This window comes from Ochrobactrum sp. AN78, assembly GCF_029909885.1.
GTDB lineage: Bacteria > Pseudomonadota > Alphaproteobacteria > Rhizobiales > Rhizobiaceae > Brucella > Brucella quorumnocens.
Window position 1 is genome coordinate 186,918 of record NZ_JASAMU010000002.1, and the last position, 17,861, is coordinate 204,778.

Here is a 17,861-nt window from a genome sequence, read left to right on the forward strand (position 1 = left end):
CTTTTGCGCGACGGAACCGTTATTTTTTGTGAATGCGAAGTTTACCCCCCTTTAAACTGCCGCATTTACCCTTCAGGCGATAAACGCCCTCGATATATGCGGGTTGATGAATTAAGCGGTTACAAAACCAATAACCGATCAGCAGGTGGGCGGATCTAAAACGACATGACATCGCGAGACGGCAGAAACGGACGTATCGAACCTTCCTTCGGCAAACCGCAGGAAAAGGAAGAGGACGTGTTTCGCGTCGACGAGGAGGAGCGCATGGCCCGTCCGCAACGCAAAAGCAACCCAACGAAAGATCGCGAGCCTCGCGGTTCGCGCCGCTCGCCCAAAAAGCGTGGTGGCTTTTTCGGCTTTGTTCGCCGCGCCTTCTACTGGTGCCTCGTGTTGGGTCTTTGGGGCGGCATCGCCTTTGCGGGCATGCTCGTTTACTTCGCAGCCAAAATGCCGCCGACAACCGACTGGACTATCCCGGATCGTCCGCCAAATGTGCGTATTGTTGATGTCCAGGGTGGCTTGATTGCTAATCGCGGCACAACTGGCGGCGAAGCAGTCGGCTTGCATGAAATGTCGCCGTTTATTCCGCAAGCCGTCATGGCGATCGAAGACCGCCGTTTCATGTCACATTTCGGCATTGACCCGATTGGTCTCGCGCGTGCGATTGTGACCAATGTGACCTCGGGCCGCGCTGTACAGGGCGGCTCGACGCTCACACAGCAGCTCGCCAAGAACTTGTTCCTCTCGCCCGACCGCACACTGGAGCGTAAGGTACAGGAAGTGATGCTCGCCCTCTGGCTTGAGCATAAATACACCAAAGAGCAGATATTAGAGATGTATCTGAACCGTGTTTATCTTGGTTCAGGTGCCTATGGTGTCGATGCTGCATCGCGACGCTATTTCGGGAAATCCGCCAAGGACGTGAACCTGATGGAAGCGGCGACTCTTGCCGGTCTTCTCAAAGCCCCTTCGCGTCTTTCGCCTGCGCGCGATCCAGAGGCAGCAAGTGCCCGCGCCAAGTTGGTGCTGGGTGCCATGCGCGAAGAAGGCATGATCGATGACCGTCAGGTGGCGATTGCAGAAAGTGAGCCGCCAACGCGCGCAGCCTCTTACTGGCAGGGCTCTGAAAACTATTTTGCCGACCGGGTCGTTGCCGAAATTCCGGCGCTTATCGGCGAGACAAAGACCGATATCACGGTTGAAACCACTGTCGATCTCAATCTCCAACGCGCTGGCGAAGAAGCGATCAAGGATCAGATCTCGACAAACGGCAAGAAGATGAATGTGAGTCAGGGGGCGCTCGTTTCCATTGATGGTACGGGTGCAGTGCGCGCATTGGTGGGTGGCTATGATTATGCCGCCAGTCAGTTCGACCGTGTGACCGACGCGCGCCGTCAGCCTGCCTCTTCATTCAAGCCTTTTGTGTATCTGACAGCGCTAGAACAGGGTCGTACACCGGATTCCGTACGCAACGATGCGCCTGTGCGGATCGGCAAATGGACGCCCAGCAACGACAACGGCAAATATATGGGTGAAGTGACGCTGGCGACGGCTCTGTCTCACTCGCTTAATTCCGTTTCGGCGCAGCTGGTCATGGAAGTTGGTCCGCAGACCGTAATCGACACCGCACACCGCCTTGGCGTTCAGTCTAAGCTCGAACCCAATGCCTCGCTGGCACTTGGCACCTCAGAAGTCTCATTGCTTGAATTGGCAGACGCCTATGTGCCGTTTGCCAATGGTGGGTATCGTGCGCCAGTGTATTTCATTACCCGGATCACGGATTCTGAAGGCAAGGTTCTCTACCAGAGAGAAGATGGTGTCGGTCCGCGCGTGATCGATGAGCGCACTGTTGGCATGATGAATGCGATGCTTCGTCGTACAGTGGAAGATGGCACGGCCAAACGTGCAGCTTTTGGTTGGCCTGCAGCTGGCAAAACCGGCACCAGCCAGAATTTCCGCGATGCGTGGTTTGTCGGCTATACAGCAAATCTCACGACCGGCGTCTGGTTCGGCAATGATGATGGCAAGGGCATGAAGCGGGTCTTTGGCTCCACGCTTCCCGTTGCCGCCTGGAAAACCTTCATGAAGGAAGCCCATAAGGGTGTGCCTGTCGCAGAACTTCCGGGCCATTACGACATTCAGAACATCGTGCCAGGTGGCAGCGACGGCATCGATCCGAACAATCCATATGAACCTGGCATGATTCCGCAAGGCGGCTATGGCGATCAACCAATGGCAGGCAATGGTGATGATGGCTATTGGCCACCAGCACCTGACTCCCCCGCTCGCAATACGGTTCAGCAGGGTCAGCAATCCGGCGTACCGGCCAATTATCCGGTGAATGACAATGGCGCACCACTGCCTCCGGGTAATGTTGGCGGTCCACCACCGCAGCAGCGCGATTCAACGACGTTGCTCGACATCATCATGGGTAATACGCAGTAGGAGTGTTCTCTCGTAAAGCCGGGCCGGTCGTTGATCGGCCTAGAGCGTGTCGTGCTTAATCGCACCCAAGGCGTTTGCTCTAGATTCATTTAACCGTCGCATGTTCGCGAACGTTAAATGAATCCATTTGAGCGCGACATGCTTTAGCCTCGCGATCAAGTGAAGCACCACGCATTGCCTGTTGCTAATTCCCCTCGAAATCCTGAGCAGCTTAGTCTATTCAAGGATTGAGAGTGAGGTTTTCATGTCTACAGTTTCCCACACTGATACGTCCCGGTCTGATGCTCCCAAGTCAGACACTCCCAAGGCAGATCCGGAACGTAAGACCCTTGTGCTGACAGGAGCAAGTCGCGGTATTGGTCACGCCACGGTCAAGCGCTTCTCGCGCGCCGGTTGGCGCGTCATTACCTGCTCGCGTCAGGACTTCGCCGAAAACTGCCCTTGGCCCGCAGGCCCCGAAGACCACATCAAGGTCGATCTGGCCGATCAGGAAGATATCGGCAAAGCCATTGCTGAAATCCGCCGCAGATTGGAAGCCAACGGCAGTAAATTGCATGCGCTCGTCAATAATGCTGGCATTTCGCCAAAAGCAGAAGGCGGTCGTCGCATGAATTCAATTGAAACTCCCATGGCTGTCTGGCGCGATGTTTTTCAGGTGAACTTCATGGCCCCGATCATGCTGGCGCGCGGACTGTTCAAGGAGCTGGAAGCAGCACAGGGTTCTGTCGTCAACGTGACTTCTATTGCAGGCAGTCGCGTTCATCCCTTCGCAGGTACTGCTTATGCGACGTCCAAGGCAGCACTGGCAGCGCTTACACGCGAAATGGCTTCCGATTTTGGCCCGCATGGAATCCGAGTGAATGCCATTGCGCCCGGCGAAATCGACACCGCCATCCTGTCACCCGGTACGGAAAAGCTGGTAGAACAGCTGCCAATGCGGCGCCTTGGAAAGACCTCCGAAGTGGCCGAGACCATTTATTATCTCTGCTCCGAAGCCTCATCCTATGTGACCGGCTCGGAAATCCATATCAATGGTGGTCAGCACGTCTAATTATTTTCGAAGGCGCGGCGTTGAAAAACACCGCGCTTTTGTGTTTACCTTGTCAATTCTAAACCTTCAATCGATTTAACAGCCGAGTTGACCATATGATCCTATGCTGCGGTGAAGCCCTGATTGATATGTTGCCACGCGAAACGGCAGAAGGCGAAACAGCCTTTGTACCCTTTGCTGGCGGCTCCGTGTTCAACACGGCCATCGCTCTTGGCAGGCTGAGTGTTCCCACTGGCTTTTTCTCAGGCCTTTCATCGGATTTCTTCGGCGAAGTGCTGCGCGATACGCTCGCACGCTCGAATGTCGACTATTCTTATTCGGCGATCTCTGATCGGCCAACGACGTTGGCCTTTGTGCGCCTTGTCGATGGACAGGCACGCTACGCTTTTTATGATGAGAACACAGCACTGCGCATGCTTTCAGAAAATGACATACCGCTGATAGACGATGCGATAGATGCGCTGCTTTTTGGCTGCATCAGCCTGATTTCAGAACCATGTGGCAGCGTCTACGAAGCGCTGATGACGCGTGAAGCGTCAAAGCGCGTGATGTTCCTTGACCCGAACATTCGTGCCAGCTTCGTCAGCGATCGGGAAAAACATCTCGCCCGCATGAAGCGCATGATCGCGCTCGCGGATATCGTGAAGCTTTCAGATGAAGATCTCGACTGGTTCGGCGAAAAAGGCAGCCATGACGAGATCGCCGCCGAATGGCTCAAGCTTGGCCCCAAGCTGATCGTCATCACCAAGGGCGCTCATGGTGCCGACGCCTATACTGCAAACGCAACTGTTCGCGTGCCTGGCGTGAAGGTAGATGTGGTGGATACTGTGGGAGCTGGCGATACTGTCAATGCGGGTATTCTCGCGAGCCTACATGGTCAGGGACTACTGACGAAGGATGCTATAGCCAATCTCGACGAAGACCAGATCCATGCTGCGGTGGCATTGGGTGTTCGCGCTGCGGCCATCACTGTTTCTCGTGCTGGTGCCAATCCGCCATGGGCAACAGAAATGCGGGATTGATTTCTCGATGGCGAGAGCCAATTCTGCTTTTCAGTAACAGGAAAGCAGACAATGGCTCAGAATATTTACGACCGCGCCGATTTTTTCAACGCCTATAGCCAACTGCCACGCTCAGTCTACGGATTGGATGGTGCGCCTGAGTGGCCTTATATTCGCTCGCTGCTGCCTGATTTATCCGGCAACGACGTTGCGGATCTGGGCTGCGGCTTTGGATGGTTTTCTCGCTTTGCCCGCGAACAGGGCGCGGCTTCCGTCACTGGGTACGATCTGTCGGAGAACATGCTTGAACGCGCGCAGCACGACACGCAAGACGATGCGATCCGGTATGTGCAGGCAGATATGGAAACATTAGAACTACCAGAAGCTCGATTCGATCTGGCCTATAGCTCGCTGGCCTTTCACTATATCCGCGACTTTTCCCGACTGCTCAACACGATCCATCAGGCGCTTCGTCCCGGTTCCCATTTCATCTTCACAATAGAACATCCGATTTTCATGGCACCGCTAATGCCCGGTTGGATCGTGGATGAAGACCAAAACAAGCATTGGCCAGTTGATCATTATGCGATTGAGGGCGAAAGACGCACCAACTGGCTGGCAGATGGTGTCATTAAATACCACCGTCGCCTGAGCACGACCGTCAATGCTTTGCTTGAAGCAGGATTTGACATCAACAGTCTTGAGGAATGGCGGCCTACACCTGCTCAAATCGAAGCAATGCCCGCCTTGCGCGATGAGGTCGAGCGCCCAATGCTTCTGATCGTATCAGCGCGTCGATAACCGGGCACAAAGTACCATCGATCTGCATTACCCTTGACCCGACGCATTTCGCGCTTTCTATAGAAGAAGGGCGGGAGAGAATCGAAAATTGGCGAAGGACAAATCATTGGACGTCTTGCGCATAGCAGCCTTCTCGCAAGGCAATCAGGGCGGTAACCCCGCCGGTGTACTGATTTCTGAAAAACTCCCCTCAGCCGAGGAAATGCAGAAAATCGCCAAGGATGTTGGCTTTTCGGAAACGGCTTTTGCCATGCCGGAAGGAGACAGCTGGCGTGTGCGCTATTTTGCGCCCGAAATGGAAGTTCCGTTCTGCGGCCATGCCACAATTGCGCTCGGTGCAGCACTTGCCATGCGCGAAGGTGACGGGCGTTTTGCATTAAAGCTCAACAATTCCGACATCAGCGTGGAGGGCCGCAAGGAAGGCGATCTGTTTTCTGCGAGCTTGCAATCACCCGGGACGCGCAACCGCGCCGCATCTGAAATCGAGATTGAGCAGGCGCTAGCGCTGTTCAATTATGAAAAAGATGATCTGGCACCGGGCATTCCGCCGGCACTTATCCATGCGGGCGCAGATCATATTGTGTTGGCATTGCGCTCACGCGAGAAACTTGCGGCCATGCATTATGATCTTCCGCGCGGGCGGGTCCTGATGAAGCGGCAAGGCTGGACAACGATCCTTCTGGTGCATTCAGAAACGCCGCAGCGCTTTCACAGCCGCAATCCCTTTGCCTCGGGCGGGGTCTATGAAGACCCGGCGACCGGCGCATCCACTGCAGCTTTCGCCGCCTATTTACGCGACTTGGGCTGGCCGCATGGCGGATCTATTGAAGTGTTTCAGGGCGAAGATATGGGTGTGCCATCTCATCTGCGTGCAGAAATTGGCCATGTGCGTGGCGACTCTATTCGTCTTTCCGGCACAGCCCGATTGATGGAATAAAGATAAGAGTACGCTTCGATCCAAATGATTAAGGTCGAAGCGTCTCAACTATTCCGTGGTGCGAATCTTATTCGAAAATCAATTCACAGTTCTCCGGACATACTTATCGTCAAACCTTGACGAGTTGCTCGACGCGCTCTTCATTACCGAAAAACTTGAGATAGCGTTCGACTTCCTTGGGATCGCCTGTCGCTTTCTGCGGATTGTCGGAAAGTTTGACCGCCGGGCGTCCATTGGCATCGATTACCTTACAGACCAGCGATATGGCTTTGAGGCCATGAATGGTGGTTGGCGCGCAACCGGCGAAATCATTGGTGAGATTTGTGCCCCAACCAAAGCTCATGCGGACCCGGCCTTCAAAATGGCGATAGGTTTCCTCAATCGTATCCACATCCAGCGCATCCGAGAAAATCAGCAGTTTTTCGCGTGGGTCTTTGCCGCGAGACTTCCACCATTCGATAATGCGTTCGCCGCCTTCGATTGGTGGGGCGCTGTCGGGGCGGAAGCCAGTCCAATCGGCAACCCAGTCCGGCGCATTACGCAAGAAAGCAGCCGTGCCGAAAGCATCGGGCAGCACAATCAGAAGATTGCCGCCATAATAGCGGTTCCAGTCCTGTAGTACCCGATAGGGTGCTGTGCGTAGCTCATCATCCGTATTGGCAAGCGCTGCCAGCACCATCGGGAGTTCATGCGCATTGGTGCCGAGCGCTTCAAGATCGTTATCCATCGCCAGAAGCACATTGCTGGTTCCGGTAAATGCGCCGCCGATACCTTCCTTCAAGGCCTCGACGCACCAGCGCTGCCACAGGAATGAGTGACGGCGACGCGTGCCGAAATCTGAAATTTTCAGGTCCGGCAATTCGCGAAGCCGCTCAACCTTGCTCCACATCTTGGCCTTGGCGCGGGCATAAAGCACATCTAGCGAAAAAGGCCCGAGGTTTTTCATCGCGGCGCGCGAGCGAAGCTCATTAATGATCGCAAGCGCTGGGATCTCCCACATGGTCGTGTGCGACCATGGCCCATGGAAATGCAGCTCATACTGACCGTCTTTGCGGCGCAGATCATATTCTGGCAGCTGGAAATCATGCAGCCAATTAAGAAACTCCGGTTGGAAAATCTGCTTGCGTCCGTAGAAGCTGTTACCCGCCAGCCAGATCATCTCTTTTTTGGTAAAACGCAGCGTGCGTGCATGATCGAGTTGCGCGCGCAACTCGCCTTCATCGATCTCATCGGCAAGACGCACCGAGGTTGTGCGGTTGATGAGCGCAAAGGTCGCATCCACCTTGGGGTAAAGCCCCCAGATCATCTGCAACATCAGAAGTTTGTAGAAATCCGTGTCCAGAAGGCTGCGAACAATCGGATCAAGCTTCCATGCGTGATTAAAGACGCGCCGTGCGATATCGGTTTTGGCCATGACGGCCTCCATTGCATGAGCATGTGCTGCAACCACCCAGATGATTTGCAGCAAAAAGAAAGGCGGGTTTTCACCCGCCTTTCTAAATGCTTCATTCAGATTTGGGAAGCTCTACAATGATCTCATGTTCACCATCGAGCTTGATCGCAACCCCTTCATCGGGCTTGGTGATTTTACGGCCATTGAGCTTGATCGCCTTTGACTTGGCACCTGTTACCACCTTCACGTGATAGGTCGCGTCGCCGAAGCGCAGATCAGCTTCATAGCCGTCCCATTCAGGTGGCAATGCCGGGTCGAAATGCAGGCGATCGCCACGCTTTGTGACACCGAGAATACCTTCCGTTGCCACGCGGTAGAACCAGCCAGCAGAACCTGTGTACCAGGTCCAGCCACCCTGTCCGCGACGCGGCTCGACCGAATAGATGTCAGCTGCGATCACATATGGCTCGACGCGATAGACGTCCGGATTGCGTCCATGGTTGACCGGACTGATGAGCGAGAACAGACGCCACGCTTCTGCGGCTTTGCCCATGCGAGCCAGTGCCAGAATGGCCCATGTTGCACCATGCGTGTACTGACCGCCATTCTCGCGAACGCCGGGCGGATAGCCCTTAATGTAGCCTGGTTCCTGCACCGTCTTGTCGAAAGGCGGCGTGAAGAGACGCAGCAACTCGCCCTGATCGTCAAGCAGATGCTTTTCGAGCGAAGCCATTGCCTGTTCGGCACGCTTTGGATCGGCAACACCCGACAACACGCTCCATGATTGCGCGATGGCATCAATTTGGCATTCGTCGCTGTCTTTTGAGCCAAGCGGAGAGCCATTGTCGAAGAAGCCACGGCGATACCACTCGCCATCCCAGCCATCGCGATCAAGCGCCTTTGTCAGACTTTCAAGATGCACAGCCCATGCGGTTGCCCGCTTTGCATCCTTGCGAGATTCAGCAATCGGGATGAACTGGCGCAATGTATAGGCAAGGAACCAGCCAAGCCACACACTTTCGCCTTCGCCCTTTACGCCGACAAGATTCATGCCGTCATTCCAGTCGCCACCAAGGATCAGCGGCAGACCGTGCTTGCCGGTGCGTTCAATCGCAAGATCGAGTGCCAGCGCACAATGCTCATATAGGCTTTCAGTGTTCTTCGAGATTTGCGGCTCGTAGAACGCATCATGTTCGCCCTCTTCGAGCTTGCGGCCTTCAAGGAATGGCAGCTTCTCGTCGAGAATCGCGCGATCACCCGTCGTTTCCACATAGAGCGATGTGCCGTAGCCAAGCCAGACTACATCGTCAGAGATCAGCGTACGCACACCGGCACCCGTTGCTGGAAGCCACCAATGCTGCACATCGCCTTCAGGGAACTGACGCGAGGCCGCATTGAGAATCTGCGCACGAGCCAATGACGGATCGATGAGCAGCAGCGACAGCGTATCCTGCAACTGGTCGCGGAAACCAAACGCGCCACTGGCCTGATAGAAGGCCGCACGCGCCCAGATACGGCAAGCAATCGCCTGATATGGCAGCCAGCCATTGATCAGCAGGTCAAAGGCCGGATCAGGCGTCTTGACCTGAACGCGGCTGAACAGCCCTTCCCAATGCTTGGCCGCAGCAGTGAGCTTGTCATCGAAGGATGCATTGCGGCTTTCTGCGACAAGCACCTTTGCCTGCTGCTGATCGGCAGCATTACCGAGCAGGAAGACCACTTCACGGCTTTCGCCCGGACCGACTTCAATATCGAGCGCAAGCGCTGCACATGGATCGCGTCCTGCTTCAACCGTTCCCGAAAGGGCCTTACCAGCTAGAACCACCTCCGGCTTGTCAACCGATCCTGTCGAACCGATGAACTCGCCACGGTCGGCCGTGACTGATTGCGGCTTTTCCGTTGCCGCAAAGAACGCCACTTGGCCGGACTTGTCCGGATGATATGGATTGCCTGCAAAGAGCGCACCGAGCTCTTCATCCTGCGATGGCACGATGAACGGCACATTCTTGGCGCGGGCGTTGCCCAGCACCCATTCGACATAACCATAGGCACGCAGCTTGCGCTTCGACCGCCCCTTATTGGTAATCGTCAGACGCGAAAGTCGAACCGGCTTTTCGGCGTCAACGATATGGGTCAGCTCCAGTGCCAGTTCGCCGTGCTGTGCCGAGAAGGTGGTGTAGCCATGGCTATGGCGGGCTTCATAGGTGACAGCTTCGTCGCGCAGTACATTGGCTGTCGGGGCAAAGCTGCGTCCGGTTTCACGATCAAGAATATAGATCGCCTCACCCGGACGATTGGTGACCGGATCATTTGCCCACGGGGTAAGCTGATAATCGCGGCTGTTGCCAGCCCAGGTGAAGGCTGAACCTTCCGCCGAAACATGGAACCCGAAATCCGGATTGGCGATAACGTTGATCCATGGATGCGGCGTGGTTGTTCGGTTGTTGATCCGCACAACGTAGCTGCCATCCTCAGCAAATCCGCCATAACCGTTCCAGAACTGGAGATCATCGCCGGTTGGAGCCGGACGTGTGACTGATTTTGGCTTAGCAACCAGACGGCGCTCTTCCGTGCCGCGCTCAAGCGCAACAGGTGCAAGCCCTGCGGCACCCAAGCCCTGCTGGGCAATTGCAGGTGTTTTTGCGTCGCTTCTTGCGGCCAGATCTACCGTGATTTCCTCGCTGCGACGCAACTGTTCGGCAAGCGAACCATTCTGCGCATGCATGACGATGCGGGCTGAAGCGAGAAGCGTGTTGTAGCTTTCTTCACTCATCTGATCGCGACGAACCGCAAAGATATGCGGTTGACCGCCACCACGCGCGCGGAAGCCTTCAACGATCCAGTCGATGGCGCGTTGCGTATCCTGCGCATAGGAGAATGCGCGCTCGTTGACCGCAACGACATCGACCGTCAGGCCCTTGCTACGCCAATATTCCTGCGCGCGCAGCACGCCACGCAACACATCAAGATCCGCTTCATTGTCGATGCGAAGAGCAAAGATCGGATAATCGCCCGAGATCGACATCGGCCAGAGATCGGACTGCTTGCCAAGGCCGCTTGCAATCGTTTCAGGCGGCTGACGCAAAGTGCGTTCCGGGTAAAGCAGATAGGCTGCAACCTTTTGATAGTCGGCAGCTTCCGCCGGTTTGATGCCGATATGGTAGAGCTGAACCTGTGAACTCGTCCATGACAGCGAATATTCGCGAGCAAAGGTTTCCGGATGACGATGCATCGCGACCGCATGTTCAACCGCATCACGGCTTCCACCCGCAAAGGTCCAGAAAACAAGGCTAACCTTCTTATGTGCCGGAACGCGAACGCGGGTGCGTACCGATGCAATCGGATCAAGCACACAGCCCTGGCTTCCGGTGAATGTCGCACCGTCGTCAAAGGCTGCGGCATCACGCAACGAACGCCCGCGACCGATAAATGCACGACGGTCGGCTTCGACTTCGGTTTCACGGATGGAGCCCGACAAATCGGTTACGAAATGCGCAACATGAATGTCCGGATCGGACGGCGCACGCTTGCGGCGTTTCGCATAGATGGTCGAGCCATTGTCAGCGATTTCGGTTTCGACAAACATCTTGGCAAACGCCGGATGTGCTGCATCGCTGTCGCTATCGGTCAGCACCAGTTCGGAATAGGACGTGACTTCAATCACACGATCCCGCGCACTGGTGTTGATGATATCAAGCCTGCGGCCTTCACCATCAGATTCTGACGAAACGATCACTTCCATAACCGTTTTGATGTCACCGGCAGTCTTGTAGAATTCCGCCTTGTCTTCGGTGAAGACAGTCTTGGTTTCTTCCTCTGGGTTGCATACCGGCTCTCCGGTCGCCGACCACCAGTATCCGCTTTCCATATCGCGCAGGAACAAGAACGTGCCCTGCAAGTCTTCCGACGCATCGGCATGGAAACGAGTGATGTCCCAATTATGCCAACGGCTGTAGCCGGAGCCATTCGCCGTCACCATCAGCGCATACTGGCCATTCGACATCATATGCGTTGTGCGCGGAGCCTTGAACGGCACATCGATAATACGCATCGGCGCATCGTCGAAGCCGCCCGAATCCACACGCATCGGATTTTCCGTCTTCGCATAGATCATCGGAATTTCGCGTGGTGCCTTTTCCTGCAATAGCAGTTCGGCTGCTTCGATCACCGGATCGGAATGGAAGCGTTCACGCATACGGCCTTCGAAGATCACGTTGTTGACCGCAATAATCGACATGCCATGGTGGTGGGCATAATAGTTTTTCACCACTGCACAGGTTTCACCTTCGCGAACGCGCGACGGGGTGAAGTCCACGGAATCGTGGAAACCATAACGGCCGAGTGCACCGAGTTTTTCCAGACGCTTCAGGTTGGCGACGGCTGCGGCAGGCTGGTACTGAGAAGCCAGCAAGCTTGCATAAGGCGCGATAACCGCATTACGCGACAGGCCTCGCTGAAGACCGAGGTTCGGCACACCAAAGTTCGAATATTGGTAATTCATATGCGCGTCTCGCGCATTGAATGCCGCTTCCGAAATGCCCCAAGGCAGACCGCGCGAGGTCGCGTAGTCGATCTGACGCTGCACAACGAGTTTGTTGGTCTGATCTAGCAGCGAACCGAGCGGCTCCGACATGACCAGCGGCGGCATCAGATACTCGAACATCGAGCCGGACCAGGAGAGCAGAGCGCCCTTCCAACCCACTGGAACCAGAAGACGGCCAAGCTTGAACCAATGTTCAACAGGCACGTCGCCCTTGGCAATGGCAAACAAACTCGCAAGACGAGCTTCTGACGCCAGAAGATCGTAGCAGCTTTCGTCAAGTTCGTTTTCCTGCACACGGAAACCGATCGACAGAAGACGACGTTCCTTGCGCTCAAGGAAACCGAACTGCATGTCAAAGGCCAGCTGGCGCGAACGTGAAGCAAGATCCCGCAGTCGCTCACGCAGCTCATCGGTGTTGTGCTCGCCCATAGAATCGTCGGTGTGGGCCTTGCAGGTTTCAACGAGAATGTAAGCCCATTCGCGCGCTTCCGCACTTGCAGGTGTTTCGATCTCGCTGTCGAGCTCTTCCATCAGGCGCACAATATCGGTCGCAAAGAGCGAGAGATTGATAGTGCGGAAGGATGCGGTTTCCGGCTCTTCCTTGATGGTACGCACTGCACGACGGAAATTGGCGATCCGTTCTTCCAAACGGCGGCGCAATGGCCGCAGGATACGGCGATCATCCGGGATACGCGCGATCGTTTCTTCAAGCACGTCGTTGACGTCGAGAATACCGTCGAGATCTGCCTGGAGATAAACCGATGGTGCTTCTGCCCATTCTTCCAGCGCCGACGAGAGTGTCACAAGATGTCCAGCGAGGTTGCCACTATCCACGGCAGAGACGTAGAGCGGACGCATCGGCGTCAGCGTATTGGTCTCATACCAGTTATAGAGATGGCCCTGATATTTCTCCATCTTCTCAAGCGTGTTGACGGTTGCTGCGACGCGATCGAGCGTCTCGGTAAAGCCGATCCAGCCAAAGTCACGCGCCGCAATCACCGAGAGAAAATACACGCCGATATTGGTTGGCGACGTACGTTGCGCAACGATCGGAGCTGGATCTTCCTGGAAGTTATCGGGCGGAAGATGGTTGTTTTCCTCATTCGTGAACTCGGCGAAATAGCGCCAGGTACGGCGCGCATACCGGCGCAGAGCCGATTTGTCGGACGAGAGCACTTCCAGCGTGTCCTGCGGCTTGGCAGAACGGCTGACGAGCCAGGCAATGAGCGGTGATGCAAACCAGATGACTGCAAAAGGTGCCGCAATCATTGCAGCATGGCTTTGAGCAGCCAGCGGCATGAAAATCGCAATGCCCGCAATGACAATGGCTGGCCACATCATCTGGAAATAGAACAGAAGTGTGTCGGGGGCGGACTTTGCCTGTGCCGCTGTACGCCATTCGAGAAGATTGCGACGCGACACAAAGAGGCGATAAATCGTACGCGCAATCGCATCAGCCATCAGGAACGCGGAATGTGCAATAAAGGTGGTGCGAAGCGCCACATCCGCTGTGCCCAATGCAATATCGGTCAGAACCGACTGCGCATGGCCTTTGAGCGAATAGTCCATATTTGACGGAATAAGATTGGTGACGATGCCAAAGGTCGGCGCCACAAACATGCTGATGATCAGGAAGCCCTGCCAGACAGCCGCCGGTCCGATTGGCAGCACGCTCCAGCCGACAATTGCCGCAACCAGCCACAGGATCGGATTGAGCGAGCGACGTAGATTATCCACCATCTTCCAGCGCGTGATCGCGCTGACACCACGGCCTGTCGAAAACAACCACGGCAGAAGCTGCCAGTCGCCACGCGCCCAGCGGTGATGGCGCGACACATCGACGTTATAGCCGGTCGGATAATCTTCAACAACTTCGACATCGCTGACCAGCGCCGCGCGCGCATAGCCACCTTCAAGCAGATCGTGGCTAAGAAGCGTGTTCTCTGGAACGCGATCTTTCATCGCAATTTCGAAGGCGTCGATATCGTAAAGACCCTTACCGGTGAAGGTGCCCTCACCCAAAAGATCCTGATAGGAATCGGAAACGGCAAAGACATAAGGATCGATGCCGCGATTGACCGAGAAAACGCGCTGCAGGAATGAAGCTTCGTCGCCTGTTGTCAGCGAAGGCGTCACACGTGGCTGCAAAATGCCATAACCACGAACAACCTTGCCGGTTTTCTCATCGAAAACCGGACGGTTCAATGGATGGCTGAGCTTGCCAACAAGATTGGTGACCGATTCGGGCGTAAGCCGCGTATCAGCGTCCAGCGTCATGACGAATTTGACGTCTTTCGGCAGGCGCTCATCCGGTGGGAAATAGCTCGTATCCTGATCGCCGCGAAGCAGCAGGTTCAGCTCGTGTAGCTTGCCGCGCTTGCGCTCCCAGCCCATCCAGCAGCTCTGCTTTTCATTGAACAGACGACGACGGTGAAGCAGGAAGAAACGCGGCTGCTCGCCACCGGTATAATGCTCGTTGAGCTTGGCTATTTCATCACGCGCATATTCATAGATTTCCATATCGGCAGGCGTGATTTCCTGCTTGGCATCCACCCAGTCGCTAACGAGCGCGAAATAAATCTCGCCGCGCGGATTGGTCAGATAATGGACTTCAAGATTGCGGATCTGCTCATCGATGGAATCGCGCGAATTGATAAGCGTCGGCACGGCAACAAGCGTGCGTGCCTCAACAGGCAGGCCTTCCTTGTATTCAAAGCCGATCAGGCGCGTCGGCTGCACAAACCACGGTACCAGCGCATTGAAGAGCGAATATGACGCGTCCATTGCCGGGAAGATCGCGAGCAACGTGAACAAAGTGCGCAAATCGGTCGAAAGCCCGGCCCGGCTCATGCAATAATTGACCGTCAGCAGGATCAGAATCGTGAAAATGGCCGTTGGTATGAAGAAGCCCAACAGACCCAGATTGCGATAGAAGCGCAGGACTTTGACGCCGAATGGTGCCTTGTAGCCGCATACCTTTTCAAGCTCGGAGCGACCTTCACCCGAAAGATAATGGGCGATTGAGCCCTTGCCTTCTGTGCCGTTGGTATCGGCGGGTCCGGCAGACTTGCTGTCTTCAGCAAGCTTGAGGGCGGCCCAGGTGATGTCGATTTCACTCATGTTCGAAAAGCGGGCAAGCTTTTCAATCGTCACGCGGTACGCGTTGCGCGAACGGAAATCCAGAAGTTCGAAATCGCTGTGATCGCGCAGAATCGCATCGACCTCGTTGACGGTTTCAAACCAGGTTTCCCAATCGATATCATCGATGGTTTTGAGGCTTCGAATGACATTGCCCATCGTGACGCCGCCAGTGGACTGGCGGGCATGTTCTTCAACGATGGCGTCTTCGGGATTGCTGCCTTCCTGCTCGAGAATACGCTCTAGCCAGCTTGCTGCGGCCGATGTATCGGTCGAAGCGCTGCGCAGACGATAGAGCAGATGCGTAGCAAATGTGCTGTCGCGGGCGGCATGCGCATATTGCGCCAGAACCGTGTCGAGCTCATCGCCATTCGCAGCAACAACAATGCGATCTGCAGCCGTATTGGCGAGGTTGCGCATGTTGCGCGCGCGATCAACGCGCAGCGCCAGACGACGCGCATTCTCAATGAGGAAATAACGCACAGCCGACGGCAGCGCCCACAGCTCACCAATCTTAAGCGGCTCGACAGTCTGAAAGCCCTGAACAAGTGCGGTCAGCGACTTGAGCGAGAAATTGCTGTCAGTATGGGCAACATAAAGCCATGCAAGCGCGAAAATACGCGGCATGTCCTGATATTTCTCAACGCGGGCCGCATAGGGCGGCAGCTGGCGAATGAATTTGCGCGGCAGATCGCGGCGTGTCTGCTGAACGGTCTTATCGATCTGATAATGATTATCGAGGAGCCACTGTGCAGCTGGCGTAATCGTTTCGCCAGCGCGGGAAGCAGCATCGGACGAGCGATAGGCGTGCAGAATCAGCTTGCCATTTTCAGACAGGCGTTGATCGAATTCAAAAGCCTGATAGCCGGGCAAATCCAGCTCTTCGCCACGTGCAACGGAGGCCGCGAGTTCGCGCAGCTCATCCTCGCTTTTGTAAAGAGCCCGTATCGGAGAGGGTTGTTCGGGCGGAATCTGATCCGAAGTCTTGCGATCGGCAATGGACGAATTAGACGGCGAAGAAGACAATTCCGGCATGTGCCTTAACAGCCTTTCCGAAGGGAATAAGTTAAATGCGGCGGGTGGATACTGAATGCACTTAGAATTTTCATCTCAGGGGAACGACAGTATCCGTATTCGGTTCCCTGAATGTCGATATGATTTGGCCAAAATGCGACGACGGGTTGTGCTGATATTCAAACCGTTTAAATCGCAACGCACAATTCTTTCCGAACATTAATGTTGCGTTATAAAATATGCGCCTTTTGCAACCCTAACATACTGAAAATAAGAATAATACTACTCTGCGTAATAGATTGCGAAAATGCCTTGGGGGCGCGCTTGGCCCTTAAAAGATAAAAGACATCCGCATCTATTAAAAAACGCGGATGTCACATTGATACGGTCCTGCATCGATCAGCCGATTTTAGGCCTGAGCTTCGGTTAAAACCGGAGGGGTTTCAATTGCATTGGGTGCATCATCATTTCCGAAAACGCGCCAATAGCGAGGACGAAAAGCGATGCGGCTTTTTTCCGAAGCCGGATGCTCGGCCGGTATCTCGATCTCAACGCGCTCACGCGCACCACCGATTTCAAGCTCTACACGGCGTTTGCCGCCAGACCTGCGGCTCGCAACTACCGTACCGGCAATGCAGCCGCCACAACCGTCAAGCAACTCGACATCGTGCGGACGGAAAAATAACTGCGCTTCACCGTCGGTGGCACCATCGACCGTCAGACCAATGTTACGGTCAGCCAGCCAGAGTTCGCCTTTCTCGATACGCACGGGCAGAGTGCTGGATTCACCAATGAAGCCGTAAACGAAAGGCGAATTGGGCGTATCATAAACCTCGTCAGGTGTACCAATCTGCTCAATACGACCCTGGCTCATCACCACCACTCGATCTGCGAGTTCAAGCGCTTCATCCTGATCGTGGGTAACGAACACCGTTGTATGGCCAGTTTTGTCGTGGATCTCACGGAGCCAACGGCGCAGTTCCTTGCGAACCTGCGCATCAAGCGCTCCAAATGGTTCATCGAGAAGTAGGACTTTGGGCTCGATAGCCATAGCGCGCGCAAGAGCCACGCGCTGGCGCTGGCCACCAGAAAGCTGTGATGGGTAACGGTTTTCAAGCCCTTTCAGCTGCACAAGATCGAGTAATTCAAGCGCGCGGCGTTTAATCTCGACAGTGGCAGGACGTGTGCTGCTCGGGCGAACCTTCAGGCCAAAACCGATATTCTCGGCAACCGTCATATGGCGAAACAGCGCATAATGCTGGAACACGAAACCGACGTTCCGCTCCTGCACACTCTTGTGCGAAGCATCCTCTTCACCAAAATAAATGGCACCTTCGGTTGGTTTTTCCAGCCCAGCAATCAGGCGCAGCAAAGTTGTCTTGCCTGAGCCCGACGGTCCAAGCAACGCAATCAATTCGCTCGAACGGATGTCCAGCGACACATTATGCAATGCCGGAAAGCGAGCAAACTCTTTACGCACACCGGCGACACGAACTTCCATTCCAAATCCTTTCCCCTACCGCCAATTGCTAAAACAA

Annotated in this window: 8 protein-coding genes; 5 read left to right on the forward strand and 3 right to left on the reverse strand. The window is 55.1% G+C overall.

Features of this window, described 5'->3' with window-relative positions:
- Positions 1-165: 165 nt before the first annotated feature.
- The 5 genes from QBD00_RS04455 to QBD00_RS04475 all read left to right on the forward strand — a co-directional run bounded on the left by QBD00_RS04455 (position 166) and on the right by QBD00_RS04475 (position 6,235).
- The gene (locus QBD00_RS04455) at positions 166-2,445 is read left to right on the forward strand and encodes a transglycosylase domain-containing protein (RefSeq protein WP_318578752.1); all 2,280 of its coding nucleotides are present in this window, start codon (positions 166-168) and stop codon (positions 2,443-2,445) included.
- Positions 2,446-2,689: 244 nt separating this feature from the next.
- Entirely contained in the window at positions 2,690-3,496 is an 807-nt protein-coding gene (locus QBD00_RS04460; RefSeq protein ID WP_318578753.1) for an SDR family oxidoreductase, read from the forward strand.
- 95 nt (positions 3,497-3,591) lie between these two features.
- Complete coding sequence (locus QBD00_RS04465) at positions 3,592-4,518, forward strand: carbohydrate kinase (RefSeq protein WP_318578754.1); 927 nt, start codon at positions 3,592-3,594, stop codon at positions 4,516-4,518.
- 51 nt (positions 4,519-4,569) lie between these two features.
- Positions 4,570-5,298 (forward strand): class I SAM-dependent methyltransferase, encoded by a 729-nt coding sequence (locus QBD00_RS04470; RefSeq protein WP_264230528.1) that lies wholly within the window; start codon positions 4,570-4,572, stop codon positions 5,296-5,298.
- A 106-nt stretch (positions 5,299-5,404) separates the two neighbouring features.
- Positions 5,405-6,235: a PhzF family phenazine biosynthesis protein gene (locus QBD00_RS04475; RefSeq protein ID WP_151095646.1), complete on the forward strand. Its 831-nt coding sequence runs from the start codon at positions 5,405-5,407 to the stop codon at positions 6,233-6,235.
- 109 nt (positions 6,236-6,344) lie between these two features.
- On the opposite strand, the gene pncB is transcribed toward QBD00_RS04475, so the two are convergent.
- The 3 genes from pncB to QBD00_RS04490 all read right to left on the reverse strand — a co-directional run bounded on the left by pncB (position 6,345) and on the right by QBD00_RS04490 (position 17,824).
- Entirely contained in the window at positions 6,345-7,649 is a 1,305-nt protein-coding gene (pncB, locus tag QBD00_RS04480) for a nicotinate phosphoribosyltransferase (protein WP_095447825.1), read from the reverse strand.
- Between the two features lie 91 nt (positions 7,650-7,740).
- Positions 7,741-16,344 (reverse strand): GH36-type glycosyl hydrolase domain-containing protein, encoded by an 8,604-nt coding sequence (locus QBD00_RS04485; protein ID WP_318578755.1) that lies wholly within the window; start codon positions 16,342-16,344, stop codon positions 7,741-7,743.
- Positions 16,345-16,732: 388 nt separating this feature from the next.
- Entirely contained in the window at positions 16,733-17,824 is a 1,092-nt protein-coding gene (locus tag QBD00_RS04490; protein WP_318578756.1) for a sulfate/molybdate ABC transporter ATP-binding protein, read from the reverse strand.
- Positions 17,825-17,861: the final 37 nt, after the last annotated feature.

What these genes read in the sequence shown, in the direction of transcription:
- QBD00_RS04455 (WP_318578752.1), top strand. Translation starts at nt 166, where the DNA reads ATGACATCGCGAGACGGCAGAAACGGACGTATCGAACCTTCCTTCGGC.
- QBD00_RS04460 (WP_318578753.1), top strand. Translation starts at nt 2,690, where the DNA reads ATGTCTACAGTTTCCCACACTGATACGTCCCGGTCTGATGCTCCCAAG.
- QBD00_RS04465 (WP_318578754.1), top strand. Translation starts at nt 3,592, where the DNA reads ATGATCCTATGCTGCGGTGAAGCCCTGATTGATATGTTGCCACGCGAA.
- QBD00_RS04470 (WP_264230528.1), top strand. Translation starts at nt 4,570, where the DNA reads ATGGCTCAGAATATTTACGACCGCGCCGATTTTTTCAACGCCTATAGC.
- pncB (WP_095447825.1), bottom strand. Translation starts at nt 7,649, where the DNA reads ATGGCCAAAACCGATATCGCACGGCGCGTCTTTAATCACGCATGGAAG.
- QBD00_RS04485 (WP_318578755.1), bottom strand. Translation starts at nt 16,344, where the DNA reads ATGCCGGAATTGTCTTCTTCGCCGTCTAATTCGTCCATTGCCGATCGC.
- QBD00_RS04490 (WP_318578756.1), bottom strand. Translation starts at nt 17,824, where the DNA reads ATGGAAGTTCGTGTCGCCGGTGTGCGTAAAGAGTTTGCTCGCTTTCCG.